This is a genomic window from Streptomyces sp. NPDC002580 (assembly GCF_042889485.1).
In the GTDB taxonomy this organism is placed as follows: Bacteria; Actinomycetota; Actinomycetes; order Streptomycetales; family Streptomycetaceae; genus Streptomyces.
Genome location: NZ_JBIAQZ010000001.1, coordinates 559,623 through 580,934 on the forward strand (window position 1 = coordinate 559,623; position 21,312 = coordinate 580,934).

General features: G+C 72.2%; 20 protein-coding genes. 10 read left to right on the top strand and 10 right to left on the bottom strand.

Annotation, left to right across the window (positions count from 1 at the left end; genetic code table 11):
• The first annotated feature begins 4 nt into the window (after positions 1 to 4).
• From ybeY to ACFYW7_RS02380, 4 genes are read left to right on the top strand one after another with little or no spacing between them, the layout of a single operon-like run.
• The gene (gene ybeY / locus ACFYW7_RS02365) at positions 5 to 502 is read left to right on the top strand and encodes an rRNA maturation RNase YbeY (protein WP_389497117.1); all 498 of its coding nucleotides are present in this window, start codon (positions 5 to 7) and stop codon (positions 500 to 502) included.
• Positions 499 to 1,803 carry a hemolysin family protein gene (locus tag ACFYW7_RS02370; protein WP_389497118.1) on the top strand — a complete coding sequence of 435 codons (1,305 nt, stop codon included), beginning with the start codon at positions 499 to 501 and terminating at the stop codon, positions 1,801 to 1,803. The genes ybeY and ACFYW7_RS02370 overlap by 4 nt, the downstream gene beginning before the upstream one ends.
• The gene (locus ACFYW7_RS02375) at positions 1,800 to 2,159 is read left to right on the top strand and encodes an MmcQ/YjbR family DNA-binding protein (protein WP_389497119.1); all 360 of its coding nucleotides are present in this window, start codon (positions 1,800 to 1,802) and stop codon (positions 2,157 to 2,159) included. The genes ACFYW7_RS02370 and ACFYW7_RS02375 overlap by 4 nt, the downstream gene beginning before the upstream one ends.
• Positions 2,160 to 2,202: 43 nt before the next feature.
• A complete protein-coding gene (locus ACFYW7_RS02380) occupies positions 2,203 to 2,556 on the top strand; it encodes a cytidine deaminase (RefSeq protein WP_389497120.1) in 354 nt (117 codons plus the stop codon).
• Positions 2,557 to 2,757: 201 nt separating this feature from the next.
• Here ACFYW7_RS02380 and era read toward each other — a convergent pair whose 3' ends face one another.
• Positions 2,758 to 3,750, bottom strand: a complete 993-nt coding sequence (gene era, locus ACFYW7_RS02385) for a GTPase Era (protein ID WP_389497121.1) — start codon at positions 3,748 to 3,750, stop codon at positions 2,758 to 2,760.
• 268 nt (positions 3,751 to 4,018) lie between these two features.
• Between era and ACFYW7_RS02390 the strand changes: the two genes are divergently transcribed.
• Positions 4,019 to 5,326 carry an ammonium transporter gene (locus ACFYW7_RS02390; RefSeq protein WP_389497122.1) on the top strand — a complete coding sequence of 436 codons (1,308 nt, stop codon included), beginning with the start codon at positions 4,019 to 4,021 and terminating at the stop codon, positions 5,324 to 5,326.
• Complete coding sequence (locus ACFYW7_RS02395) at positions 5,323 to 5,661, top strand: P-II family nitrogen regulator (RefSeq protein WP_389497123.1); 339 nt, start codon at positions 5,323 to 5,325, stop codon at positions 5,659 to 5,661. Before ACFYW7_RS02390 ends, ACFYW7_RS02395 begins: the two co-directional genes overlap by 4 nt.
• On the opposite strand, the gene ACFYW7_RS02400 is transcribed toward ACFYW7_RS02395, so the two are convergent.
• The 4 genes from ACFYW7_RS02400 to ACFYW7_RS02415 all read right to left on the bottom strand — a co-directional run bounded on the left by ACFYW7_RS02400 (position 5,555) and on the right by ACFYW7_RS02415 (position 9,878).
• Positions 5,555 to 6,565 carry a WxL protein peptidoglycan domain-containing protein gene (locus ACFYW7_RS02400; RefSeq protein WP_389497124.1) on the bottom strand — a complete coding sequence of 337 codons (1,011 nt, stop codon included), beginning with the start codon at positions 6,563 to 6,565 and terminating at the stop codon, positions 5,555 to 5,557. The genes ACFYW7_RS02395 and ACFYW7_RS02400 overlap by 107 nt on opposite strands.
• Before the next feature lie 91 nt (positions 6,566 to 6,656).
• Entirely contained in the window at positions 6,657 to 7,985 is a 1,329-nt protein-coding gene (locus tag ACFYW7_RS02405; protein WP_389497125.1) for a beta-xylosidase, read from the bottom strand.
• Positions 7,986 to 8,208: 223 nt separating this feature from the next.
• On the bottom strand, positions 8,209 to 8,685 hold the full coding sequence (locus ACFYW7_RS02410; RefSeq protein WP_389497126.1) for a hypothetical protein: 477 nt from the start codon (positions 8,683 to 8,685) through the stop codon (positions 8,209 to 8,211).
• A gap of 338 nt (positions 8,686 to 9,023) precedes the next feature.
• Positions 9,024 to 9,878, bottom strand: coding sequence for a helix-turn-helix transcriptional regulator (locus tag ACFYW7_RS02415; protein ID WP_389497127.1), 855 nt, complete (start codon positions 9,876 to 9,878; stop codon positions 9,024 to 9,026).
• A 119-nt stretch (positions 9,879 to 9,997) separates the two neighbouring features.
• On the opposite strand from ACFYW7_RS02415, the gene ACFYW7_RS02420 reads away from it, so the two are divergent.
• Positions 9,998 to 10,876 carry an NAD-dependent epimerase/dehydratase family protein gene (locus tag ACFYW7_RS02420; RefSeq protein ID WP_389497128.1) on the top strand — a complete coding sequence of 293 codons (879 nt, stop codon included), beginning with the start codon at positions 9,998 to 10,000 and terminating at the stop codon, positions 10,874 to 10,876.
• A gap of 4 nt (positions 10,877 to 10,880) precedes the next feature.
• Here the strand turns inward: ACFYW7_RS02420 and ACFYW7_RS02425 are convergent, their stop codons facing one another.
• The 5 genes from ACFYW7_RS02425 to ACFYW7_RS02445 form a co-directional block, all read right to left on the bottom strand.
• Positions 10,881 to 11,741, bottom strand: a complete 861-nt coding sequence (locus ACFYW7_RS02425) for a GNAT family N-acetyltransferase (protein WP_389497129.1) — start codon at positions 11,739 to 11,741, stop codon at positions 10,881 to 10,883.
• 101 nt (positions 11,742 to 11,842) lie between these two features.
• On the bottom strand, positions 11,843 to 13,105 hold the full coding sequence (locus ACFYW7_RS02430) for an MFS transporter (RefSeq protein ID WP_389497130.1): 1,263 nt from the start codon (positions 13,103 to 13,105) through the stop codon (positions 11,843 to 11,845).
• A complete protein-coding gene (locus ACFYW7_RS02435; protein WP_389497131.1) occupies positions 13,102 to 14,418 on the bottom strand; it encodes a GH1 family beta-glucosidase in 1,317 nt (438 codons plus the stop codon). Before ACFYW7_RS02435 ends, ACFYW7_RS02430 begins: the two co-directional genes overlap by 4 nt.
• 114 nt (positions 14,419 to 14,532) lie before the next feature.
• Complete coding sequence (locus ACFYW7_RS02440; protein ID WP_389497132.1) at positions 14,533 to 14,799, bottom strand: protealysin inhibitor emfourin; 267 nt, start codon at positions 14,797 to 14,799, stop codon at positions 14,533 to 14,535.
• Positions 14,800 to 14,902: 103 nt separating this feature from the next.
• A complete protein-coding gene (locus ACFYW7_RS02445; RefSeq protein WP_389497133.1) occupies positions 14,903 to 15,973 on the bottom strand; it encodes a M4 family metallopeptidase in 1,071 nt (356 codons plus the stop codon).
• A gap of 320 nt (positions 15,974 to 16,293) precedes the next feature.
• Here ACFYW7_RS02445 and leuA point away from each other — a divergent pair, with 320 nt between their 5' ends.
• The 3 genes from leuA (at position 16,294) to ACFYW7_RS02460 (ending at position 21,219) form a co-directional block, all read left to right on the top strand.
• Entirely contained in the window at positions 16,294 to 18,045 is a 1,752-nt protein-coding gene (gene leuA / locus ACFYW7_RS02450) for a 2-isopropylmalate synthase (RefSeq protein ID WP_389497134.1), read from the top strand.
• Between the two features lie 218 nt (positions 18,046 to 18,263).
• Positions 18,264 to 18,959 (top strand): TerB family tellurite resistance protein, encoded by a 696-nt coding sequence (locus ACFYW7_RS02455; RefSeq protein WP_389497135.1) that lies wholly within the window; start codon positions 18,264 to 18,266, stop codon positions 18,957 to 18,959.
• A 163-nt stretch (positions 18,960 to 19,122) separates the two neighbouring features.
• On the top strand, positions 19,123 to 21,219 hold the full coding sequence (locus ACFYW7_RS02460; RefSeq protein WP_389497136.1) for an MMPL family transporter: 2,097 nt from the start codon (positions 19,123 to 19,125) through the stop codon (positions 21,217 to 21,219).
• Positions 21,220 to 21,312: the final 93 nt, after the last annotated feature.

Consider the following 21,312-nt stretch of genomic DNA (forward strand, 5'->3'; position numbering starts at 1 on the left):
CGCCATGTCGATCGACGTCAACAACGAATCCGGAACCGAGGTCGACGAGCAGGCGATCCTCGACATCGCCCGCTACGCGCTCGCCCGGATGCGTATCCACCCGCTCTCCGAGCTCTCGGTCATCGTCGTGGACACCGACGCCATGGAGCAGCTGCACATCCAGTGGATGGACCTGCCCGGCCCGACGGACGTCATGTCCTTCCCGATGGACGAGCTGCGTCCGCCGTCGAAGGACGACGACGAGCCGCCGCAGGGCCTGCTCGGCGACATCGTGCTCTGCCCCGAGGTCGCCGAACAGCAGGGCAAGGACGCCCCGACGCAGCACTCCATGGACGAGGAGCTCCAGCTCCTCACCGTCCACGGAGTGCTGCACCTGCTCGGCTACGACCACGAGGAGGCCGACGAGAAGGCCGAGATGTTCGGTCTCCAGGCCGCCATCGTGGACGGCTGGCGCGCGGAGAAGGGCATGACGGGTCCCTCTCCGGCCCCGACCGTGTCATGAGCGCTCAGCTGGTCCTGGGCGCCATCGCCCTGGTCGTCGTCGCCTGGCTCGCCGCCTGCGCTGAGGCGGGTATCGCCCGCGTCTCCAGCTTTCGCGCCGAGGAGGCCGTGCGCGGCGGGCGGCGCGGCAGCGCCAAGCTCGCGAAGGTCGCCGCGGACCCCACGCGCTATCTGAACGTGGCGCTGCTCGTCCGTGTCGTCTGCGAGATGGCCGCCGCCGCGCTCGTCGTCTACGCCTGCCTGAAGGAGCTCGACAGGACCTGGCAGGCACTGGCCGTCGCCATCACCGTCATGGTCCTCGTGTCGTACGTCGCGGTCGGGGTCTCACCGCGCACCATCGGACGCCAGCACCCGCTGAACACCGCGACGGCCGCCGCGTACGTCCTGCTGCCGCTGGCCCGGATCATGGGCCCGATCCCCCCGCTGCTGATCCTGATCGGCAACGCGCTCACCCCCGGCAAGGGCTTCCGGCACGGCCCGTTCGCCTCCGAGGCGGAGCTGAGGGCGCTCGTCGACCTCGCCGAGAAGGAGTCCCTCATCGAGGACGAGGAGCGCCGCATGGTGCACTCCGTCTTCGAGCTCGGCGACACCCTCGTGCGCGAGGTCATGGTGCCCCGCACGGACCTCGTCGTCATCGAGCGCTACAAGACGATCCGGCAGGCCCTCACCCTCGCCCTGCGCTCGGGCTTCTCGCGCATACCCGTCACCGGGGAGAACGAGGACGACATCGTCGGGATCGTCTACCTGAAGGACCTGGCCCGCAAGACGCACATCAGCCGGGACGCCGAGTCCGAACTCGTGTCCACCGCGATGCGGCCGGCCACCTTCGTGCCCGACACCAAGAACGCGGGCGACCTGCTGCGCGAGATGCAGCAGGAGCGCAATCACGTCGCCGTCGTCATCGACGAGTACGGCGGCACGGCCGGCATCGTCACCATCGAGGACATCCTCGAGGAGATCGTCGGCGAGATCACCGACGAGTACGACCGCGAGCTGCCGCCCGTCCAGAAGCTCGGCGACCGGCGCTTCCGGGTGACCGCCCGCCTCGACATCGGCGACCTCGGCGAGCTGTACGGCTTCGAGGCCTACGACGACGAGGACGTGGAGACCGTCGGCGGCCTGCTCGCCAAGGCGCTGGGACGCGTGCCCATCGCCGGCGCCTCCTCGGTGGTCGAACTGCCCGACGGGGGCGAGCTGCGGCTGACCGCGGAGGCCGCGGCGGGCCGCCGGAACAAGATCGTCACGGTGCTCGTGGAACCGGTCCGCCCGGCCGGTCAGGAGAAGGAGGAGGAACCCGGGTGACTCCGTCGCGGCTGCGCGCGTTCTGCCTGTCCTTCAACGCCGCCGTGGAGGACTTCCCCTTCAACCCCGAGACCTCGGTCTACAAGGTGCTGGGCAAGCTCTTCGCGCTGACGAACCTGGACGCGCGCCCGCTCGCGGTCAACCTCAAGTGCGACCCGCAGGACGCGATCCGGCTGCGCGAGCAGTACCCGGGGCTGATCGTCCCCGGCTGGCACATGAACAAGCGGCACTGGAACACGGTGACCGTGGACGGCGAACTCCCGGACCGCCTGGTCAGGGAGCTCGTCGAGGACTCGTACGACCTCGTCGTGGCCGGTCTGCCGCGCGCCGAGCGGCTGCGCCTCGACCGGCCCTGACCCGTCGGCGGGGACCGGCCCCGGCACTTCGTATGCTCTGGGCATGACCGACAGCAGCGCGCTCGACCCCGAGGACCGCAAGATCGTCACCCTGGCCCGTTCAGCGCGGGCCCGCAACGGTGTGCCCGAGGGGGCGGCCGTACGGGACGAGACGGGGCGTACCTACGTCGCCGGGACCGTGGACCTGGCGTCCCTGAGGCTGAGCGCCCTGCGCACGGCCGTGGCGATGGCGGTGGCGTCCGGGGCGAAGTCCCTGGAGGCGGCTGCCGTGGTGTCCGAGGTCGCGGCCGTCGTGGACGAGGATCTCGCGGCCGTACGGGATCTCGGCGGGCCCGGCACACCGGTGCTGCTGGCCGGACCCGACGGTGTGGTGCACATGACGGTCACCGCGGGCTGAGCCCCGACCGACCGCCGGACCGACCGGCCGCTTCGTCCGACCGTCCGCCCCGCCTGTCCCACCCCACCCCGCCGCCACTGCCCGGGCGGCCGAAAGTACTCGGTGCGGGCGGTGCGGGCGGTGCGGGCGGTGCGGGCGGTGCGGGCGGTGCGGGCGGTGCGGGCGGTGCGGGTGGAGACGGCGGCCGGAGCCGGAGGTTCCTCAGAAGCCGAGCTTGCGCAGCTGCCGGGGGTCCCGCTGCCAGTCCTTGGCGACCTTCACATGGAGGTCGAGGAAGACCGGCGTGCCCAGCAGCGCCTCGATCTGCTTGCGGGACTTGATGCCGACGTCCTTCAGCCGCTTGCCCTTGGGGCCGATGACGATGCCCTTCTGGCTGGGGCGCTCGATGTAGACGAAGGCGTGGATGTCGAGGAGCGGCTTGTCGGCGGGGCGGTCCTCGCGCGGCAGCATCTCCTCGACCACGACGGCGATGGAGTGCGGAAGCTCGTCGCGGACGCCCTCCAGCGCGGCCTCGCGGATCAGCTCCGCGATCATGACCTGCTCGGGCTCGTCCGTCAGGTCGCCCTCGGGATAGAGGGCGGGCCCCTCCGGCAGCAGCGGGACGATCAGGTCGGCCAGCAGGCCCACCTGTGAGTCGCCCACCGCGGACACCGGAACGATCTCGGCCCACTCGAAGCCGAGCTCCCGGCCGAGCTGGTCGATCGCGATGAGCTGCTCGGCGAGCGTCTTGCTGTCGACGAGGTCGGTCTTCGTGACGATCGCGATCTTCGGCGTCTTCTTGATCGACGCCAGCTCCTTCGCGATGAAACGGTCGCCCGGGCCGAGCTTCTCGTTCGCGGGCAGGCAGAAGCCGATCACGTCGACCTCGGCCCAGGTGGTGCGGACGATGTCGTTGAGCCGCTCGCCCAGCAGGGTGCGCGGCTTGTGCAGGCCGGGGGTGTCCACGAGGATCAGCTGCGCGTCGGGCCGGTGCACGATGCCGCGCACCGTGTGCCGCGTGGTCTGCGGCTGGTTGGCGGTGATCGCCACCTTCTGGCCGACCAGAGCGTTCGTGAGGGTGGACTTGCCCGCGTTGGGGCGGCCCACGAAACAGGCGAAGCCGGCGCGGTGGTTCCCCGCGGCGTCGAGGGCCTGCGAGCTGCCCCCGTCCTTGGACGGCTCGGATGACTGGTTGCGAACGCTCATGGCGCCCATTCTCCCTGATCGTCGGGTGCCCGCCGTACCAAGTTGTTCGAGAGGCCGGAAGCAGGCATTCCGCTACCCGCGCGCACGGCGTTCGAGGACGCGTCCGCCGGTGGGCCGGGACGCGCGGTCCGGGCCGTCCCGATGTCGCCCACCGGTGTGCCGGAGGTGAGGATCCGGTAACCGCGACGCAATGAAACACCGTGGAAACCTCGGCGAACACATCCGGAAATGCGGGCCCGTGACGCTCTGACGACGCCCCCACCCCGTTGGAGAGACCGTGACTCTGGCCGCTGCCCGGATCGACACCGGCGACACAGCCTGGCTGCTCGCCGCCACCGCGCTCGTCCTCCTGATGACTCCCGGCCTCGCCCTGTTCTACGGCGGCATGGTCCGGGCCAAGAGCGTGCTCAACATGCTGATGATGAGCTTCGTGTCGATCGCCCTGGTGACGGTCGTGTGGCTGACCGCCGGGTACTCCCTCGCGTTCGGCGAGGACGCGTTCGGCGGGCTCGTGGGCGGGCTGCGGCACGCCGGGATGGCCGGACTCGGTCCCGCCGACGTGCAGGGCACCGTCCCCACCCTGCTCTTCGCCACCTTCCAGCTCACCTTCGCGGTCATCACCGCCGCGCTGATCAGCGGGGCGGTCGCCGACCGGGCGAAGTTCGGGGCGTGGCTCGTCTTCGTGCCCGCCTGGGCGCTGCTCGTATACGTTCCCGTCGCGCACTGGGTGTGGGGTCCGGGCGGCTGGATCCGTGACGGTCTCGGCGCGCTCGACTTCGCGGGCGGTATGCCGGTCGAGATCACCTCGGGCGCCTCCGGGCTCGCGCTGTGCCTGGTCCTCGGCCCGCGGCTCGGCTTCAAGAAAGAAGCGATGCGACCGCACAACCTGCCCATGGTCATGCTCGGCGCCGGTCTCCTGTGGTTCGGCTGGTTCGGCTTCAACGCCGGGTCGGCCCTCGGCGCGAACGGTCTGGCCGCCGCGGCCTTCCTCAACACGCTCACCGCCGGCTGCACGGGCCTGCTCGGCTGGCTCCTCGTCGAGCAGCGTCGCGACGGCCACCCGACGACGCTGGGCGCCGCCTCGGGCGCGGTCGCCGGTCTGGTGGCCATCACCCCGTCCTGCGGCTCCGTGTCCCTGCTGGGCGCGCTCGCCGTCGGGCTCACCGCCGGCACCGTCTGCTCGTATGCCGTGGGCTGGAAGTTCCGGCTGAACTACGACGACTCGCTGGACGTCGTCGGCGTCCACCTGGTCGGCGGCGTCATCGGCACGCTGCTCATCGGCGTCTTCGCCGTCCACGACATGACCGGCGGGGCCCAGGGGCTGCTCTACGGCGGCGGGTTCGGCCAGCTCGGCAGGCAGCTGGTCGCGGTGGCGGCCGTCGGAGCGTACGCGTTCGCCGTGACCTACGGCCTCGGCAGGCTGATCGACCGGGTCGTGGGCCTGCGCGCGGACGAGGACCACGAGCGGACCGGCCTGGACCTTACGGTGCACGCCGAGAGCGCCTACGATCACGGGGTTCTGGGCCATGGCGCCCCGGTTTCCTCGTCCCTTCCCACCGCGCAGAAGGCCAGGCCCCACGAATGAAGCTCATCACGGCGATCGTCAAGCCCCACCGGCTCGACGAGGTCAAGACCGCCCTGCGGGAGATCGGTGTGCACGGGCTGACCGTCACCGAGGCCAGCGGGTACGGGCGTCAGCGCGGGCACACGGAGGTGTATCGCGGCGCCGAGTACCAGGTCGACCTGGTGCCCAAGGCCCGGATCGAGGTCGTCGTCGACGACGCGGACGCCGAGGCGGTCATCGACGCGGTGGTCAAGGCCGCGCGGACCGGGAAGATCGGGGACGGGAAGGTGTGGGCCGTACCCGTGGAGACGGTCGTGCGGGTGCGGACGGGCGAACGCGGGCCCGACGCGCTCTGACCGTCAGTACCACCGCCGCCGCGAGTCCGGCCGTCACGAGCAACGCCGCCGGCCACGGCAGTGCGAGGAACGACACCCTCGCCGACTCCCGGGTACCGGGGGCACTGGCTGTCAACGTCACGTCTCCCCAGTCGAGTTGGGGCGATCCGTGCCAGGGGGCGGTGAGCCGGACCCGCTGGCCGGGGAGCAGTTCCGAGGGGATGTCCGTGAGCCCCCGGGACAGCAGGGTCCGTCCGAAGAGGCCCTCGGCCCTCAGCCGCACCTGCGGGTTCAGCGTCACGTTGCCCGTGTTGTGGAGGGTGTAGGTGAGGGTGGTCGTGGCGGATCCCGCGCCGGGGATCAGCGGCTGGTGGTGGGAGAGGTGGACCTTCTCCACGGCGAGGGCGGGAACGGTCGGTCCGCCGACCCGGAGATAGACACGGGCGGCCACCGCCCGCCGTACCCCGACGGTGAGGGAGTCCCCGCCCGTCTCGATCCGTTCGTCGAGCGCCACCAGCGCGCCCGGATGGTCACCGGGTTCGGCCCCCTCCGGGACCCGGAGGGTGAACGGCACGGTGACCTTCCCGTGCGCGGGAACGGTGACCCGCGAGCGGGCGGCCCTGGCCCACGCCCCCACCCCGCGCTGCTTCTCCTTCAGCGTGCGCACGGCGAAACCGCCGTCGCGGGCGGTGTTGTAGGCGTCGGCCGCGTACAGCCGGAAGGCCAGGGGGCGGCCGGTCCTGTTGGTGACGGTGACCTTGTCCCTCAGGGTCTGGCCGGGATCGGCGGACAGGTAGAAGTACGGCCGCGCTGCGACGCGCGAGGCGACGGGGTAGACCGACCAACTGCCGTTGTCGGCCGCGTACGAGGGGGTGGCGAGGAGGGCCAGGAAGAGGCTCAGGAGGAGGGCGTACGTCTTGCGCATGGGTGCGGACCCCCGCGGACGGCTTGGGCGGACGAGGTGGTCGGGCGGGTGCGCGCCCGGCCACCGGGGTGCGGAGCGACCGGCGGACCGGTCAGCTGAGCGTCAGCGTGAGCACACCGGAGTAGGAGCCGGGAGGCGTGAACTCCGGGACGTTCAGCGACAGTCCGGCGTCGACGGTGAACTCGCCACCGGTGACTGCCCCGTTGGGGGTGGACGCCAGGGTCGCTCCCGAGGTGCCCACCGTGCCGGACGAGCCGGCCTGGCAGGTGCTCGGGCTGCCGGCCTTGGTGGCGCAGGCCGGGGTCCAGCTCAGGGCACCGGCGTCGATCTTCGCGCCGGGGCCGGTGAAGTCGGTGACCTTGCCGGTCAGGGACCAGCCCGCGGGTCCGCCGCGGAAGTCCTTGACCGTCACCGTCTTCAGGGCGCCCGTGGAGGCTCCGCCCTTGCCGAAGTCGACCGCCGACAGCGCGACGGCGTCCCCGGCCTGGGTCATCGACAGCGTGCCCGCCTTCACCGTGGTGGTGAGCTTCTGACTGCCCTCGGGGACAGGGGTGTTGTCGATGACGACATACGCGGCCGGACCCGCTCCGGTGTCCGCGTTCCAGCTTCCTCCCTCGTACGCGACCACGCCGGTCGTCGTCTTGTCGTTGACGACGAGCGAGCCGCTGAAGGAGCCCTGGGCGTTCGCGGTCACGCTCGCCGTGTCGGCGGTCTGGGTGGCCCCGGACCGTCCGGCGAGGGTGACGGTGGCTCCCGGGGTGAAGTCGCTGCCGGTGACGGTCACGCTGTCACCGGGGTTGCCGGATGCCGAACCGAGCTGGATGGCCCGGGTGTTGGTCTGTCCGCCGCCCGTCGCGGTGACCGTCTCGGAGACCGGGGCGGGCGGGCTGATGACCGTGCACGGGGTGTCCAGCTCCAGGATGTAGCTGGTGTGGATGTTGTAGTCGCCGGGCGAGAGCGTGATCGCGCCGGGCGCGGTGACCGTGAAGGTGCCGGTCATGGAGAACGACGGGAAGGCGCCCCGGCCGGGCACCGGGTCGTTCTTCTTCGGCCCCGCGACGGTGACGTTGCCCGTCTGCGCCCCGCCGAGCGTGACCTTGCCGGTCGGCGTCATGATGTCGGCCGGCAGGGCGAGATCGGTGGGGTTGCTCGCGGCGGGCGTGACCACCGTGTACGTGACGGTGACCGTGTCGCCGACCTGGGGACTCGCGTCGTCCACCGTGATCTTCGCCGTGGTGGTGCCGTCGATCGGCGGGAGGCCCGCGATCGCCGGCGGGATGCAGTGCGTGGCGAAGTCCACGTTCGTGGAGGCGGCTCCGGCCGGGGCGGCCAGCGCACCTCCCGCGGTGAGTGCGAGGGCGGCCGCCCCGAGCAGTGCCGCCCATCGGCGTCTTCGGGTTGTCGGACCCGTGGTTGACATGGTTGTTGCCCCCTCCTGAGGGATGCGGGCGCAGCGGCTCATCCGCGCCGACAGGGGGCCATTGATGTGCGGGCCGTGTAAGAAGTCAATGGAGTCCCGGTGCAGTGACTGATGGCCCATCAGTTCCTGTCATGGTCGGCGGCTGCCTCCACCCGCCGGGGAACTGCCGAGCCGGTGCCGCTGCGCGCGGGCGGCACCGGCCCTCGGGTCAGGTCGTGGCGGGTCAGTCGAAGACGAACGGGCCTGGGGACTGCGGCGCGTTCGCCGTACAGCTGATGGTGATGCCGAACACCACCATCTTCAGGGAGCCGCCGTAGGTCTCCAGGCTGTCGCCGGAGGCGACGGTGCCGTCCAGCGGGCCCACCGAGACCCCGCTGCCCGCGGCCATGGCCGGGTTCTTCTTGCCGCTGAAGGCGGTGGTCCCGCCGCTCGCGTTCACCAGGGTCAGGGTGGAGGTGACCGAGTTCTGGGCCAGGGGGAGCGGGGTCGTGATGCTGGTGGAGCTGAGGGTGATCGTCGCGGCCGTGCTGTCCTGCGTGGCCGTGAGGGTGGCCTCTCCGCCACCGCCGATGTTGCAGGTCGCGTTGATGGTGGCGCTCTGGGGAGTGACGGCCGCGGCGGCCGGCGCGAAGGCCAGACCGGTCGCGGCGAGGGTGCCGGCGGCTAACGCCGCGACGGTGGTGAGTTGCTTGCCTCTCATCGAAATCCCTTCCCTTGTACGGGAATTGCCATGTGGGGATGGTCGGGACGGGTCCGTCCGCCCTGGTCCGGGCACACGGGTCCTCACCTCTGTGCCCGGTGAGGGTGCGGGGAGACGTGTACGCGGACCGTCCGCGGGTGGGGTGCGGGACGCCGTGCGGAGGCGTGACTGACGGCCTGTCGGAACGTGCGGTTCCATTGAGGCGCGGGTGCCTCACGATGGCAAGGGAAGCGGACCCTTTCCTTCAACGGTCATGAAAAGTGGCCGAAGTCGAACCCGGGGCCGGACCGACGCCCCGGCTCCGTACCCGGCTCCGGTGTGGGCGCGGGCGTCCGGTGTCACCTCGGACCGGTCGGCGGCCCGGCGGGCGAGGTCATGTCCTGCAGGCCCACCACACGCAGCAGCCGGAGGCGCTCGTAGGACTCGGTGCCGGGGCGCGCGGTGTGGACGATGAGCTGCTGGTGGTCGCCGGAGCTGAGCAGGAGCTCGCAGTCGAGTTCCAGCAGACCCACCGTGGGATGCAGGAACCGCTTCGTCGCGGCGCGTCGCACCGCGACCTCGTGGGACTCCCACAGGAGCGCGAACTCCTCGCTCACGGAGCGGAGTTCGGCCACCAGGGCGGCGGGGGCCGGATCGTCGGGGCGGGCCGCGGCGACCGCGCGCAGGTTGGCGACATGGGAGCGCGCGTGCCCGGGGCGGTCCTCGGGAGGGCAGAGGGCGCGGGCCCGCGGGTCGGTGAAGAACCGGCGTACGAGATTGCGCCCGGGCTCGGCCTCGCCCGTCAGCGCGGCCGCCATCGCGTTCTGCGCCAGCACGTCGCCGTAGTCAGTCAGGACCATCGCGGGCGCGTCGTGCAGCCGGTCGAGGATCAGGAGCAGTCCGGGGCGGACGTGTGCGGAGGCGCTCGTGGCGCGCGGCGGTTCCTCCCCGGTCAGGTGGAAGAGGTGGTCCCGCTCGTCGCCGGTGAGCCGCAGGGCCCGGGCCAGGGCGCCCAGCATCTGCCGCGAGGGATGCGGTCCGCGCGCCTGTTCGAGCCGGGTGTAGTAGTCCACGGACATGCCCGCGAGCGCCGCCACCTCCTCGCGGCGCAGGCCCGGGGTGCGGCGCCGGGAACCGGCGGGGAGCCCCACGTCGGAGGGGTCCAGCCGGGCACGGCCGCGGCGCAGGAAGTCGGCGAGTTCGGCTCGGTCCACCTCTCCAGGGTGACGCGGGCCGCCGGTCTTATCCAGGGACCGCCGGTCCCCGGACAAGGAGGTCTCTCCCGCCCCGCCCGGCACCGGGGGACGGTGGAGGCCGACGAGAGGAACAGATCATGCTGACACTGGTGACCGGAACCACCGGCGAGGTCGGACGCCGCTTCGTACCCCGCCTCTTGAAGCAGGCACCCCCGGGCGACCGGGTGCGGGTGCTGGTCCGCGACGAGTCCCGGGCCACGGCCCTGGCGGACCTGACCGGCCCCACCGGTCTCGGGGTCGAGATCGCCGTGGGGGACCTGCGCGACTCCGGGACGCTCGGCAAGGCCCTTGTGGGCGTCGACGCGGTCGTGAACATCGCCGCCGCCTTCCGCGGGGTGCCCGACGAGGAGGCCCGGTCGGTCAACCGCGACGCCGCGCTGGAACTGGGCCGCGCCGCGCTCTCCTCGGGCGTGCGCAGGTTCGTGCAGGTCAGCACCAATCTGGTGTACGGGAAGGGCCGGGGCCGCCCGCTGACCGAGGACGACCCGACCCTGCCCGGTGCCGAGATGTGGGGCGCCTACCCGGAGTCCAAGAAGGAGGCGGAGGACGGCCTGCTCGCCCTGGAGGGCGGCATGGACGTCCGGATCGGCCGCCTCTCCTTCGTCTACGGCGAGGGCGACCCGCATCTGGCCGCGTCACTGCACTGGGCCGCGCACTGGGCCGCCGGCCGGCGGCTCCAGATGGTCCACCACGCGGACGTCGCCCAGGGACTGCTCCGCCTGCTGTACGCCCCCGCCGTGGGCGGCGGCCGGATCTACAACATCGCCGACGACGCCCCCGTTACCACCGTCGACCTCCACCTGATCAACGGAGTCGAGGTGCCGCCCGCCCTGTACGAGCGCACGGACCCGGACCCCTGGCACGGGATCGTGTCCACCGACCGCATCCGCCACGACCTGGGCTTCCGCCCGGTGTACCCGTCCCTGTGGACGGCCAGGGACGCCGGGGCCCTGTGACGGTTCAGGCCACCGGTTCCGCGATCAGCGCCGTGGCCACCCGCCGGAACCCCAGGCGGGCGTAGATCCGGGCCACGTCCTCGTCCCCGGCGGACAGGAACACGGTGTCGACACCGCGCGTCCGGGCGTCGGCCACCAGGGCGGCGGTCACCGCGAGGCCCAGCCCGCGGCGGCGCGCGGCGGGCAGCGTGCCGACGCCCACGACCTCGCTCACCCGGCCGACGGGCAGGTGCATGCCGGAGCAGAGGACCACGCCGTCCTCGACCGCGGCGGCGATCACCGTGCGGCCCGCGCGCACGCGTTCCGCCCCGGCGGGCAGTTCGTCGGCCCGGGCGATGATCTCGGCGGCCAGTTCGGCGGGCCCCGCCGGGCCCGTGGCCGTACCGGGAGCGGCGAACGCCAGGTGCGGAACGGCCAGCGCACCGGCCAGGAACGGGTCGTCGGGGCCGAGCACGCGGACGAGGGGGTGGGGGCCGGGGAGAGCACCGGCCGGGTCCGCGCCGTCCCGGTCCGTCAGGTCTGCGTCCCGGTCCGTCAGGTCGCCCTCCCGGACCATCAGCGGGTGCGCGTGCACCCGTAGCCCCGCGGCCTCGACGGCCTCCCGCAGTCCGGGTGTCACCTCGGCCACCCACTCGAACGCCTCCGGCACCCCGAGCTCGCGCTGCCGGGCCCGTACGCGGTCGACGTCCTCGGCGGTCGCTGCCGGGCCCGTCCAGCCGATCGCGGGGCGCGCGTAGTACGGCCAGCCCGGGGGCTCCCGGACGAAGAGGGTGAACGGGCCGAGGTCCTCAGCCCGCGCGGAGGCACGCGGCACCGCGTCGTAGTACTGCTCCAGCCGGCCGAGTGACGGGTTCAGGGTGGTCATGCGGCCATCCAAGACGACCGCCCGGGAGGAGTCACCCGATTTCGGCCACGCTCGACCCCGCCGGCCCTCGGCTCCCCCGGGGTTCCCCCTCGGCCCCGCGCTCAGTCGACTCCCCTGATCCGCCCCACCAGCACCGCCCCCGCGAGGCCGATCACCGCCGCGACCAGGTACAGGACCCGGTACCCGCCCAGATACGTCACGATCGGGGCCGCCAGCACGGGCGCCGCGACCTGGGGGAGGGCGTTGGCGATGTTGATGACGCCGAGGTCCTTGCCCCGGTCGAGGGCCGTGGGCAGGACGTCGGTCATCAGGGCGAAGTCGACGGAGGTGAAGACGCCGAAGCCGACCCCGAGGACGGCGGCCGCGACGATCGCCCCGGGCCAGGTCTGCCACCCCGCGAGGACCGCGGTGGCCACCGCCATCAGGACCCCGGACCAGATGACGAACGGCTTGCGGCGGCCCAGCCGGTCCGACCACACCCCGCCCACGACGACCGTGGCGAGCAGCGTGACCCCGTTCACCGCCGTCAGGATCAGCACCCCCTGCTCGGGGTCGTCGTGGTGCAGGCGGTCCCGCAGGTAATAGAGCAGGTACAGCAGGACCAGGGCGTTGCTGAGGTTGATGAGGAAGCGGGTCAGCCAGGCCCAGGCCAGGTCGGGGTGCTCGCGCGGGCTCAGCCGGAACGAGCCGAGGAAGGCGCGCCGGGACCAGGGCGGGCGGGCCGACACCGGCAGACGCAGGTCGGGGAAGCGGAGCACGTACGGCAGGACGCCCACCAGGGTGAACACCGCGCAGGCCGCGTAGCCGCCGCCGATGCCCCCGGCCACCGTCGCCAGCCCCGTGCCGCCGACCACGCCGAGGATCTGGGCCGCGCCCAGCCAGCCGCCCACGGAGCCGCGTTGCAGCCGCGGCACCCGGTCGGGGACGGCCGCGGTGACCGCGGCGAACGCGGCGTTCAGGGTCAGCTGGACCAGGCACCAGCCCGCCGCCATCGTCCACACGCCGCCGGCTCCCGCGAGGAGCAGCAGGGACAGCGCTCCGCCGGCCGCCCCGGCCACGATCCACGGCGTACGGCGGCCCCGGCGCGAGGTCGTACGGTCGGACAGCGCGCCGAACAGCGGGTTGGCGATCAGCGAGACGACCGCGCCCGCACCCGTCACCCAGGCCAGCATCGCCTCCTTGGACAGGCCGCTGCCGGGAGCGAAGTCCTCCGCCTGGGAGGCGAGGAGGATCTGCAGGGGGCCGTACCAGCCCACCCAGATCGCCCCGTTGGCGAGCGAGAGCGCCGAGGTCCAGCCCCGGCCGACCCGTTCGGCGGGCTCGGTGAGCGCGGCCACGGGCACGACCGGGTCGGCCGCGGTCATCTCTGCGCCCGCAGGGCGTCCCGCAGCCAGCCGTACGAGGCCTTCGGGGTCCGCTCCAGGGTGTCGTGGTCGACGTGCACGAGACCGAAGCGGCGCTCGTACCCCTCCGCCCACTCGAAGTTGTCCATCAGGGACCAGACGAAGTAGCCGCGTACGTCGACGCCCTGTTCCGACGCCCGGTGCAGCGCCCGTATGTGACCGTCCAGGAAGGCGATCCGCTCCTGGTCGTCGACGCCGTCGTAACTGCAGCCGTTCTCGGTGATGACGACGGGCGGGAGCCGGTCGCCGTAGCGCTCGCGGAAGCCGGTCAGCAGTTCGGTGAGCGCCTCGGGCACCACCGGCCAGCCGAAGTCGGTGACCGGGTACCCCTCCAGTTCCTTGACGGTGAAGGGCAGTTCGGCGGGCAGGGTGAGTCCGCCGAACTCGATCTCGGCGCCCTCGGGGGCGCCCACCTTCGTCGGCTGGTAGTAGTTGATCCCGTACCAGTCGACCGGCTCGCCGATGATCTTCAGGTCGGCCTCGACGTCACCGGGCATCAGCTCGCCGATGCCCTCGGGGTACCGGCCGAGCAGCACGGGGTCGGCGAAGAGGCGGTTGAGCAGGAGGTCGTAGAAGTCGGCCGCCTCGACGTCCTCCGTGCGGTCCGAGGCCGCCCAGGTAGGGCCGTGCGAGTTGGCGATGCCGATGTCGTCGGCGCCGGCCGCGCGCAGCGCCCGTACGGCGAGACCGTGGGCCAGGAGCTGGTGGTGGGCCGCGGGCAGGGCGTCGAACATGAGCTGCTTGCCGGGGGCGTGCGCGCCGAGCGCGTGGCCCAGCAGGGTGTGTTCGGCTGGTTCGTTGAGGGTGATCCACTTCTTGACGCGGTCGCCGAGGCGTCCGGCGACGACCGAGGTGTACTCGGCGAACCGCTCGGCGGTGTCCCGGTCCATCCAGTCCAGTTCCGCCGGCAGGTCCCAGTGGAAGAGGGTCGGCACGGGCCGGACGCCGGCCGCGCACAGGGCGTCGACCAGGCGGTCGTAGAAGTCGAGTCCCCCGGGGGAGTTCACCCGGGGCCAGGAGACGGAGAAGCGGTACGCGTCCACGCCGAGGCCGGCGAGCAGGGCCACGTCCTCGGGGTAGCGGTGGACGTGGTCGCAGGCCACCGCCGCTGTGGAGCCGTCCTTGATGTGTCCGGGCCCGGCGGTGAAGGCGTCCCACACCGAGGGGCCGCGTTCGTCCACGGCCCCCTCGATCTGGTGGGCCGAGGTGGACACACCCCAGAGGAAGTCGGACGGGAACCGGGGGAGCGGATGGGTCGCCATGCGCGCGATCATCGGTACCGGCGGGGACGGAAGTCAACGGTTCGGCGTGAACCCGTGGCTCCCGCCCGCCGCCCGCCCGGCGGGCCGCCGGACGCTCCGGTCCGGCCCCTCGTCAGGCGCCCTCCTTCAGGCCCCTTCCTTCAGTACGCGGGAGATCAGCTCGCGCTGCTCCTCGGTCAGCCCCGGGTCGGCGGCGTGGACCGTCCTGCCGTCCACGGTGATCCGGTAGCCGAAGCCGTCCGGGACGCCGGCCGGGGGTGTGCTCCGGCCGGCCGCGAGTGCCCGCTCGGCCAGGGTGTGCCACTCGTGGGCGTCGGGCCGCCCCGAGGTGTCCACCTCGCCGTGGCGCTCGATGCCGGCGAACCCGCCCGTGCGCCGTACCTGGATACGCATGGGTCCCTGTCTAGTACGTGTCGGGCGCCGGGGCCAGACGCCCGGCGGCGAGCGGCCGGGCCCCCGTCGCCCCGGGGGCCCGGTCCCGTCCGGAGGGCGGGGCTCAGACGGACGGCACTCCGACCTGCTCCCAGGCCTTCGTCACGGCCAGCAGCTCCTCGCCCTCGCCGTACCGGGCGCGGGCCGCGGCGAGCGTCAGCCGCGCGAAGTCCGAGAAGAGGGCCTGCTGGGGCAGTTCTCCGCCGGTGAGCACGTCGTACCAGAGCTGTCCGGCCCGCTCCCACGCGTGGCCGCCGAGGGCCTGGGCGGCGAGGTAGAAGGCGTGGTTGGGGATGCCGGAGTTGATGTGGACGCCGCCGTTGTCGCGGCCGGTGTTGACGTAGTCGTCCATCGTCGCGGGCTGCGGGTCCTTGCCGAGGGCGTCGTCGTCGTACGCCGTGCCCGGCTCCTTCATGGAGCGCAGCGCGGTGCCGTTGATCCGGGGGGCGAGCAGCCCGGCGCCGATCAGCCAGTCGGCCTCACCGGCGGTCTGGCCGAGCGTGTACTGCTTGATCAGGGAGCCGAAGACGTCCGACATGGACTCGTTCAGGGCGCCCGGCTGGCCGAAGTAGGTGAGGTTCGCCGTGTACTGGGTGACCCCGTGGGTCAGCTCGTGACCGATGACGTCGATCGGGAGGGTGAAGTCGAGGAAGATCTCGCCGTCACCGTCGCCGAACACCATCTGCTCGCCGTTCCAGAACGCGTTGTTGTAGTTCGTGTCGAAGTGCACGGTGGCGTCGAGCGGCAGGCCCTCGCCGTTGATCGAGGCACGCTGGTAGGCCTTCAGGTAGAGCTCGAAGGTCGCGCCGAGACCGGCGTACGCGCGGTTGACCGTGGCGTCCTTGCCGGGTTTGTCGCCCTCGCCGCGGACCCTCTTGCCGGGGAGGTCCTGGCGGTGGCGGGCGTCGTAGATCGTCCGGTGCGGTTTCGGCTCGTCGCCCGTGGTGGGCGCGGCCACGGAGGGCGCGCCGATGACGGTGGTCAGCCGCCGGTGGGTGCGCTCGTACGCGTCGCGCTCCAGGGTCTGGCGCGCGGGACCGGAGAGCGCGGGGTCCTCGTGCCGGGCGAGCTTGTCGAGGACGTGGGGCGGGACGATGGTGCAGAAGACGGGCTCGAAGCCCCCGTGTGTCGTCATGCCCGGCACCCTTGCACTGAGTGACCTTCATGTCACTACGCGCAACCATGATTGGTGAAATGCCGGACGGGGAGCCTGTGATTCCGCAAAGAAGTGGTATGGCGCACTTTTCGTCCTTTTCAGGGGGTGCGATCCCGCATACTGATACAGCCCCCCCGTACGGAGCGCGGCTCGGTTAGGCTGCCGAGCATCATGCGTTTCGGGCTGCTTCTCCTTAGCTGCCGCGGCGAGGGTCTGTAGTCGAGGCCGGCCCCCTCCCCGCGGAGTTCGGTGCTGCGCCGTCGGCCGTCCTTTCGGACATCCTGAGGAGCCCACGCATCATGGCGAACAGCCAGAGCAGCCAGCAGACCCGCCCGAACCGTCAGCGGCCCACGTCGATGCCGGTCCACAAGTACGGTCAGTACGACCAGGTGGACATCCCCGACCGCGACTGGCCCAACAACCGGATCACCGTCGCCCCCCGCTGGCTGTCCACGGACCTGCGCGACGGCAACCAGGCCCTGATCGACCCCATGTCGCCCGCGCGCAAGCGCGAGATGTTCGACCTGCTGGTGAAGATGGGCTACAAGGAGATCGAGGTCGGTTTCCCGGCGTCGGGCCAGACGGACTTCGACTTCGTCCGCTCGATCGTCGAGGACGAGACCGCGATCCCGGACGACGTCACGATCTCCGTACTGACCCAGGCCCGCGAGGACCTGATCGAGCGGACCGTCGAGTCTCTGAAGGGCGCCCGGCGCGCCAACGTGCACCTGTACAACGCCACCGCCCCGGTCTTCCGCCGCGTCGTCTTCCGCGGCTCCCGGGACGACATCAAGCAGATCGCCGTCGACGGCACCCGCCTGGTCGTCGAGTACGCGGAGAAGCTGCTGGGCCCCGAGACCGAGTTCGGCTACCAGTACAGCCCCGAGATCTTCACCGACACCGAGCTGGACTTCGCGCTGGAGGTCTGCGAGGCGGTCATGGACGTCTGGCAGCCCGGCCCGGGCCGCGAGATCATCCTCAACCTGCCCGCCACCGTGGAGCGTTCGACCCCCTCCACGCACGCGGACCGCTTCGAGTGGATGGGCCGCCACCTGTCCCGCCGTGAGCACGTCTGCCTGTCGATCCACCCCCACAACGACCGGGGCACCGCCGTCGCCGCCGCCGAGCTGGCGCTGATGGCCGGCGCCGACCGCGTCGAGGGCTGCCTGTTCGGCCAGGGTGAGCGCACCGGCAACGTCGACCTGGTCACCCTGGGCATGAACCTGTTCTCGCAGGGCGTCGACCCGCAGATCGACTTCTCCGACATCGACGAGATCCGTCGTACGTGGGAGTACTGCAACCAGATGGAGGTCCACGCGCGCCACCCGTACGTGGGCGACCTGGTCTACACGTCCTTCTCCGGCTCCCACCAGGACGCCATCAAGAAGGGCTTCGACGCGATGGAGGCCGACGCGGCCGCCAAGGGCGTCACCGTCGACGACATCGAGTGGGCCGTCCCGTACCTGCCCATCGACCCGAAGGACGTCGGCCGTTCCTACGAGGCCGTCATCCGCGTCAACTCGCAGTCGGGCAAGGGCGGTATCGCGTACGTCCTGAAGAACGACCACAAGCTGGACCTGCCGCGCCGGATGCAGATCGAGTTCTCGAAGATCATCCAGGCGAAGACCGACGCCGAGGGCGGCGAGGTCACCCCGAAGGACATCTGGGCGGCCTTCCAGGACGAGTACCTGCCCAACCCCTCGAACCCGTGGGGCCGTATCCAGGTCAGGACCGGCCAGTCGACCACGGACAAGGACGGCGTGGACTCGCTGACCGTCGAAGCCACCGTCGACGGCGCGGACACGGTCCTGAGCGGCACCGGCAACGGCCCGATCTCCGCCTTCTTCGACGCCCTGCAGTCCATCGGCATCGACGTGCGGCTCCTGGACTACCAGGAGCACACGATGAGTGAGGGCGCCTCCGCGCAGGCCGCCTCGTACATCGAGTGCGCGATCGGCGACAAGGTCCTGTGGGGAATCGGCATCGACGCGAACACGACACGCGCCTCGCTGAAGGCCGTCGTCTCCGCCGTCAACCGCGCGGCCCGCTGACCTCGTTCACCTGGTTCTTTCGGGCCCCGTCCGCCTTCCGAGGCGGGCGGGGCCCGGTCGTATACCGGCCAATCGATGTGCAGGTCACGAGCAGGTCTCGTCCTAGGTACTGACGGCACCTCAACAATGTGGCTAACATCACGCCAGCGCGGCGATGTTGCCGCGGGGGTACCTCTCATCGCCTTCAAGGCCGTGGGGGAGTCACGGAGGTGTGCGACGTGCTGCCAGGATGGGGACGAAACGGTCGTGCAGTCCAGGTTCCCCGCATCCTGGGCGTCCGTACGGCGTGGAGCACCGTCGGCGACGGCGAGTTCTTCTGCCCCGGCTGCGGAGGCGACCGCAACTACGAGCGGCTGACCGGCCGCCGCCGCTTCACCCTGCTCGGCGTGCCCGTCCTCCCGCGCGGCGAGACCGGCCCCGTCGTCGAATGCGCCGCCTGCCGCCGCCACTACGGCGCCGACGTCCTCGACCATCCCACCACCACCCGCTTCTCCGCGATGCTCCGCGACGCCGTCCACACCGTCGCCCTCGCGGTGCTCGCGGCGGGCGGCAGCCGCGCCCGCCCTTCCCTGGAGACCGCCGCCGCGGCCGTCCGCTCGGCCGGCTTCGACGACTGCACCGAGGACCAGCTGAGCGCCCTCGTCGAGGCGCTCGCCGCCGACACGGGCCGCTTCTTCGGCGAGCCCTGCGGAGCGAGCCTGGCCATAGAGCTGCACGAGGCGCTGGACCCGCTCGCCCCGCACCTCGCCCCGACGGGCCGCGAGGCGATCCTGCTCCAGGGCGCCCGCATCGCCCTCGCCGACGGGCCGTACACCCCCGCCGAACGGGACGTCCTGGCCACCGTGGGTGCCGCCCTGACGATCTGCTCGGACGACGTGACCCGGCTTCTGGCGACGGTACGGACGCCGTCGTAGCACCCTCCCGGCCCGCCCGGCCGGTACTCCCCGGGGAGTAGTCGGGCCCCCGGGCCACCCCTCGCAGTACCCCCGAACTCGCCCTCGCGCGCGACGTATCCGGTCCGCCCCGCCGGAAGTCTGGTGTCTGTCCAGACATCAGCGACAAGGGGAGGATCCCGCCATGGGGCCCGAGAAGGCCGGAACGACGAGAAGGGGCCCAGGGCGGCGGTCGGCCGTGCCCTGGCTGCTGCTCGGGCTGTGGGTGGCCGTGCTGGCCGCCGTCGGGCCGTTCGCGGCGAAGCTCGCGGACGTCCAGCACGACCGCGCCGTGGACTATCTGCCGGCGAGCGCCGACTCCACCCGGGTCGCGAAGATCGAGGACCGGCTGCCCGGCGGCGAGGCCACCGAACTGGTGCTCGTCTACCACCGCGACGGCGGCCTCCGCGCCGCCGACCGGGCCGTGGCGGCCCGCCAGATCGAGACCATCACCCGGGCGAACCCGCTCACCGGCACCCCCGAGGCCGTGCCGTCCCGGGACGGCGGCACGCTGATGTACGCGGTCGCCAGCAACGCCCCCGGCACCGACGAGAAGAAGCGCGACGCGTTCGTGAACGACGTACGCGCCGTCGCCCGCCCGGCGGACGGGATGAGCGTCGAGGTCGGCGGGCCCGGCGCACTGGCCACCGACGCGGGCGAGGTCTACGACTCCCTCGGCGGGCCGCTGCTCTACACCACCGTCGGCGTGGTCGCCGTCCTGCTGATCCTCATCTACCGCAGCCCGCTGCTGTGGCTCGTGCCGCTCGCCGTCGCGGGCGTCGCCGACTATCTGTCGATGGGCGTCGCCTACGGACTCCACCAGGCGTTCGGCACCAGCGTCTCCGGCCAGAGCTCGGGGATGATGACGATCCTCGTCTTCGGCGCCGGCACCGACTACGCGCTGCTGATCATCTCCCGCTACCGGGAGGAACTGCGGCGGGTGGAACGGCCCTACGACGCCATGAGGACGGCGCTGCGCGGCTGCGGGCCCGCCGTGCTCGCCTCCTCCGGAACCGTCGCGGCCGGACTGCTCTGCCTGCTCGCCGCCGACCTCAACAGCAGCCGGGGCATGGGCCCCGCGGGCACCGTCGGCGTGCTCTGCGCCCTCCTCGCCATGCTCACCCTGCTGCCCGCCGTGCTCGTCCTGCTCGGACGCCGGCTGTTCTGGCCGCTGGTACCGGCCTTCGGATCCCGGCCCCGCGAGCGGCGGAGCCTGTTCGCCGCGATGGGATCGTCCGCCGGGCGCAGGCCGCTCGTCGTCCTCGCGAGCGGAGCCGTCCTGCTCGGGGCGCTCGCCCTCGGCACACTCGGTCTGCCCGGCCCGCTCAAGCAGCAGGACTCCTTCGTCCACCGGCCCGACTCGGTCGCCGCCATGGAGACACTCGCCCGCGCCTACCCGGAGCGGGGCACCCAGCCGATCACCGTGATCACCCCGACCGGCCGGGCGGACACCACGCTCGCCGCGGTGCGCGGCCACGCGGGCGTCGCGAGCGCCGAGCGCGGACGCAGCGGAGCGGAGGGCTGGACCGAGATCTCCGTCATCGCGCGCGGCGCGCCCCAGTCGGCGGCCGAGACCGCCACGATCGAGGCCCTGCGGGCGGATCTCGACGGATCGTACGTCGGCGGCCCGAGCGCCCAGCAGCTCGACCTGCGGGACACCAACGCCCGCGACCGGCTCGTCGTCGTGCCCCTCGTGCTCGTCGCCGTGCTGCTGATCCTCGTCGTCCTGCTGCGCAGCCTGGTCGCCCCGCTGCTGCTCATCACCGCCGTGATCGCGGTGTGGGGAGCGTCGCTCGGCCTCGGCGGCCTGGTCTTCGGACCACTGTTCGGGTTCGAGGGGACCGATCCCGGCCTCGGCCTGCTCTCCTTCGTGTTCCTGGTCGCCCTCGGCGTCGACTACGGGATCTTCCTCATGCACCGGATGCGGGAGGAGTCCCTGTCCGGCGCCGAACCGGCCGCCGCCGCGCTCACCGCGCTGCGCACCACGGGAGGCGTGATCGCCTCGGCCGGCCTCGTCCTCGCGGCCACCTTCGCGGTGCTCACCAACATGGGGCTCCTCCAACTCGTCGAACTCGGCTTCGTCATCTCGGTCGGGGTGCTGCTCGACACCTTCCTCGTCCGTACGTACCTGGTGACCAGCGCGAGCGTGGCGCTGGGGCGCAGGATGTGGTGGCCGGGCGCCCTCTCGCGCGAGCCGGAGACCGAGACGGCGGGGCGGCAGAAGCCCGTAACCGTCGGCTGAGCCATCCGGCGGTCAGGCCGGCCGTCTCGCCGCCGGGCGGTCCTGAGACCCGGCGCGGACGCCCACGCCGGCCGGTCCCGCACACTGGATGCG

Coding starts and splice junctions, on each gene's coding strand:
- ybeY (WP_389497117.1), top strand. CDS start 5: ATGTCGATCGACGTCAACAACGAATCCGGAACCGAGGTCGACGAGCAG.
- ACFYW7_RS02370 (WP_389497118.1), top strand. CDS start 499: ATGAGCGCTCAGCTGGTCCTGGGCGCCATCGCCCTGGTCGTCGTCGCC.
- ACFYW7_RS02380 (WP_389497120.1), top strand. CDS start 2,203: ATGACCGACAGCAGCGCGCTCGACCCCGAGGACCGCAAGATCGTCACC.
- era (WP_389497121.1), bottom strand. CDS start 3,750: ATGGGCGCCATGAGCGTTCGCAACCAGTCATCCGAGCCGTCCAAGGAC.
- ACFYW7_RS02395 (WP_389497123.1), top strand. CDS start 5,323: ATGAAGCTCATCACGGCGATCGTCAAGCCCCACCGGCTCGACGAGGTC.
- ACFYW7_RS02400 (WP_389497124.1), bottom strand. CDS start 6,565: ATGCGCAAGACGTACGCCCTCCTCCTGAGCCTCTTCCTGGCCCTCCTC.
- ACFYW7_RS02405 (WP_389497125.1), bottom strand. CDS start 7,985: ATGTCAACCACGGGTCCGACAACCCGAAGACGCCGATGGGCGGCACTG.
- ACFYW7_RS02410 (WP_389497126.1), bottom strand. CDS start 8,685: ATGAGAGGCAAGCAACTCACCACCGTCGCGGCGTTAGCCGCCGGCACC.
- ACFYW7_RS02420 (WP_389497128.1), top strand. CDS start 9,998: ATGCTGACACTGGTGACCGGAACCACCGGCGAGGTCGGACGCCGCTTC.
- ACFYW7_RS02425 (WP_389497129.1), bottom strand. CDS start 11,741: ATGACCACCCTGAACCCGTCACTCGGCCGGCTGGAGCAGTACTACGAC.
- ACFYW7_RS02430 (WP_389497130.1), bottom strand. CDS start 13,105: ATGACCGCGGCCGACCCGGTCGTGCCCGTGGCCGCGCTCACCGAGCCC.
- ACFYW7_RS02435 (WP_389497131.1), bottom strand. CDS start 14,418: ATGATCGCGCGCATGGCGACCCATCCGCTCCCCCGGTTCCCGTCCGAC.
- ACFYW7_RS02440 (WP_389497132.1), bottom strand. CDS start 14,799: ATGCGTATCCAGGTACGGCGCACGGGCGGGTTCGCCGGCATCGAGCGC.
- ACFYW7_RS02445 (WP_389497133.1), bottom strand. CDS start 15,973: ATGACGACACACGGGGGCTTCGAGCCCGTCTTCTGCACCATCGTCCCG.
- leuA (WP_389497134.1), top strand. CDS start 16,294: ATGGCGAACAGCCAGAGCAGCCAGCAGACCCGCCCGAACCGTCAGCGG.
- ACFYW7_RS02460 (WP_389497136.1), top strand. CDS start 19,123: ATGGGGCCCGAGAAGGCCGGAACGACGAGAAGGGGCCCAGGGCGGCGG.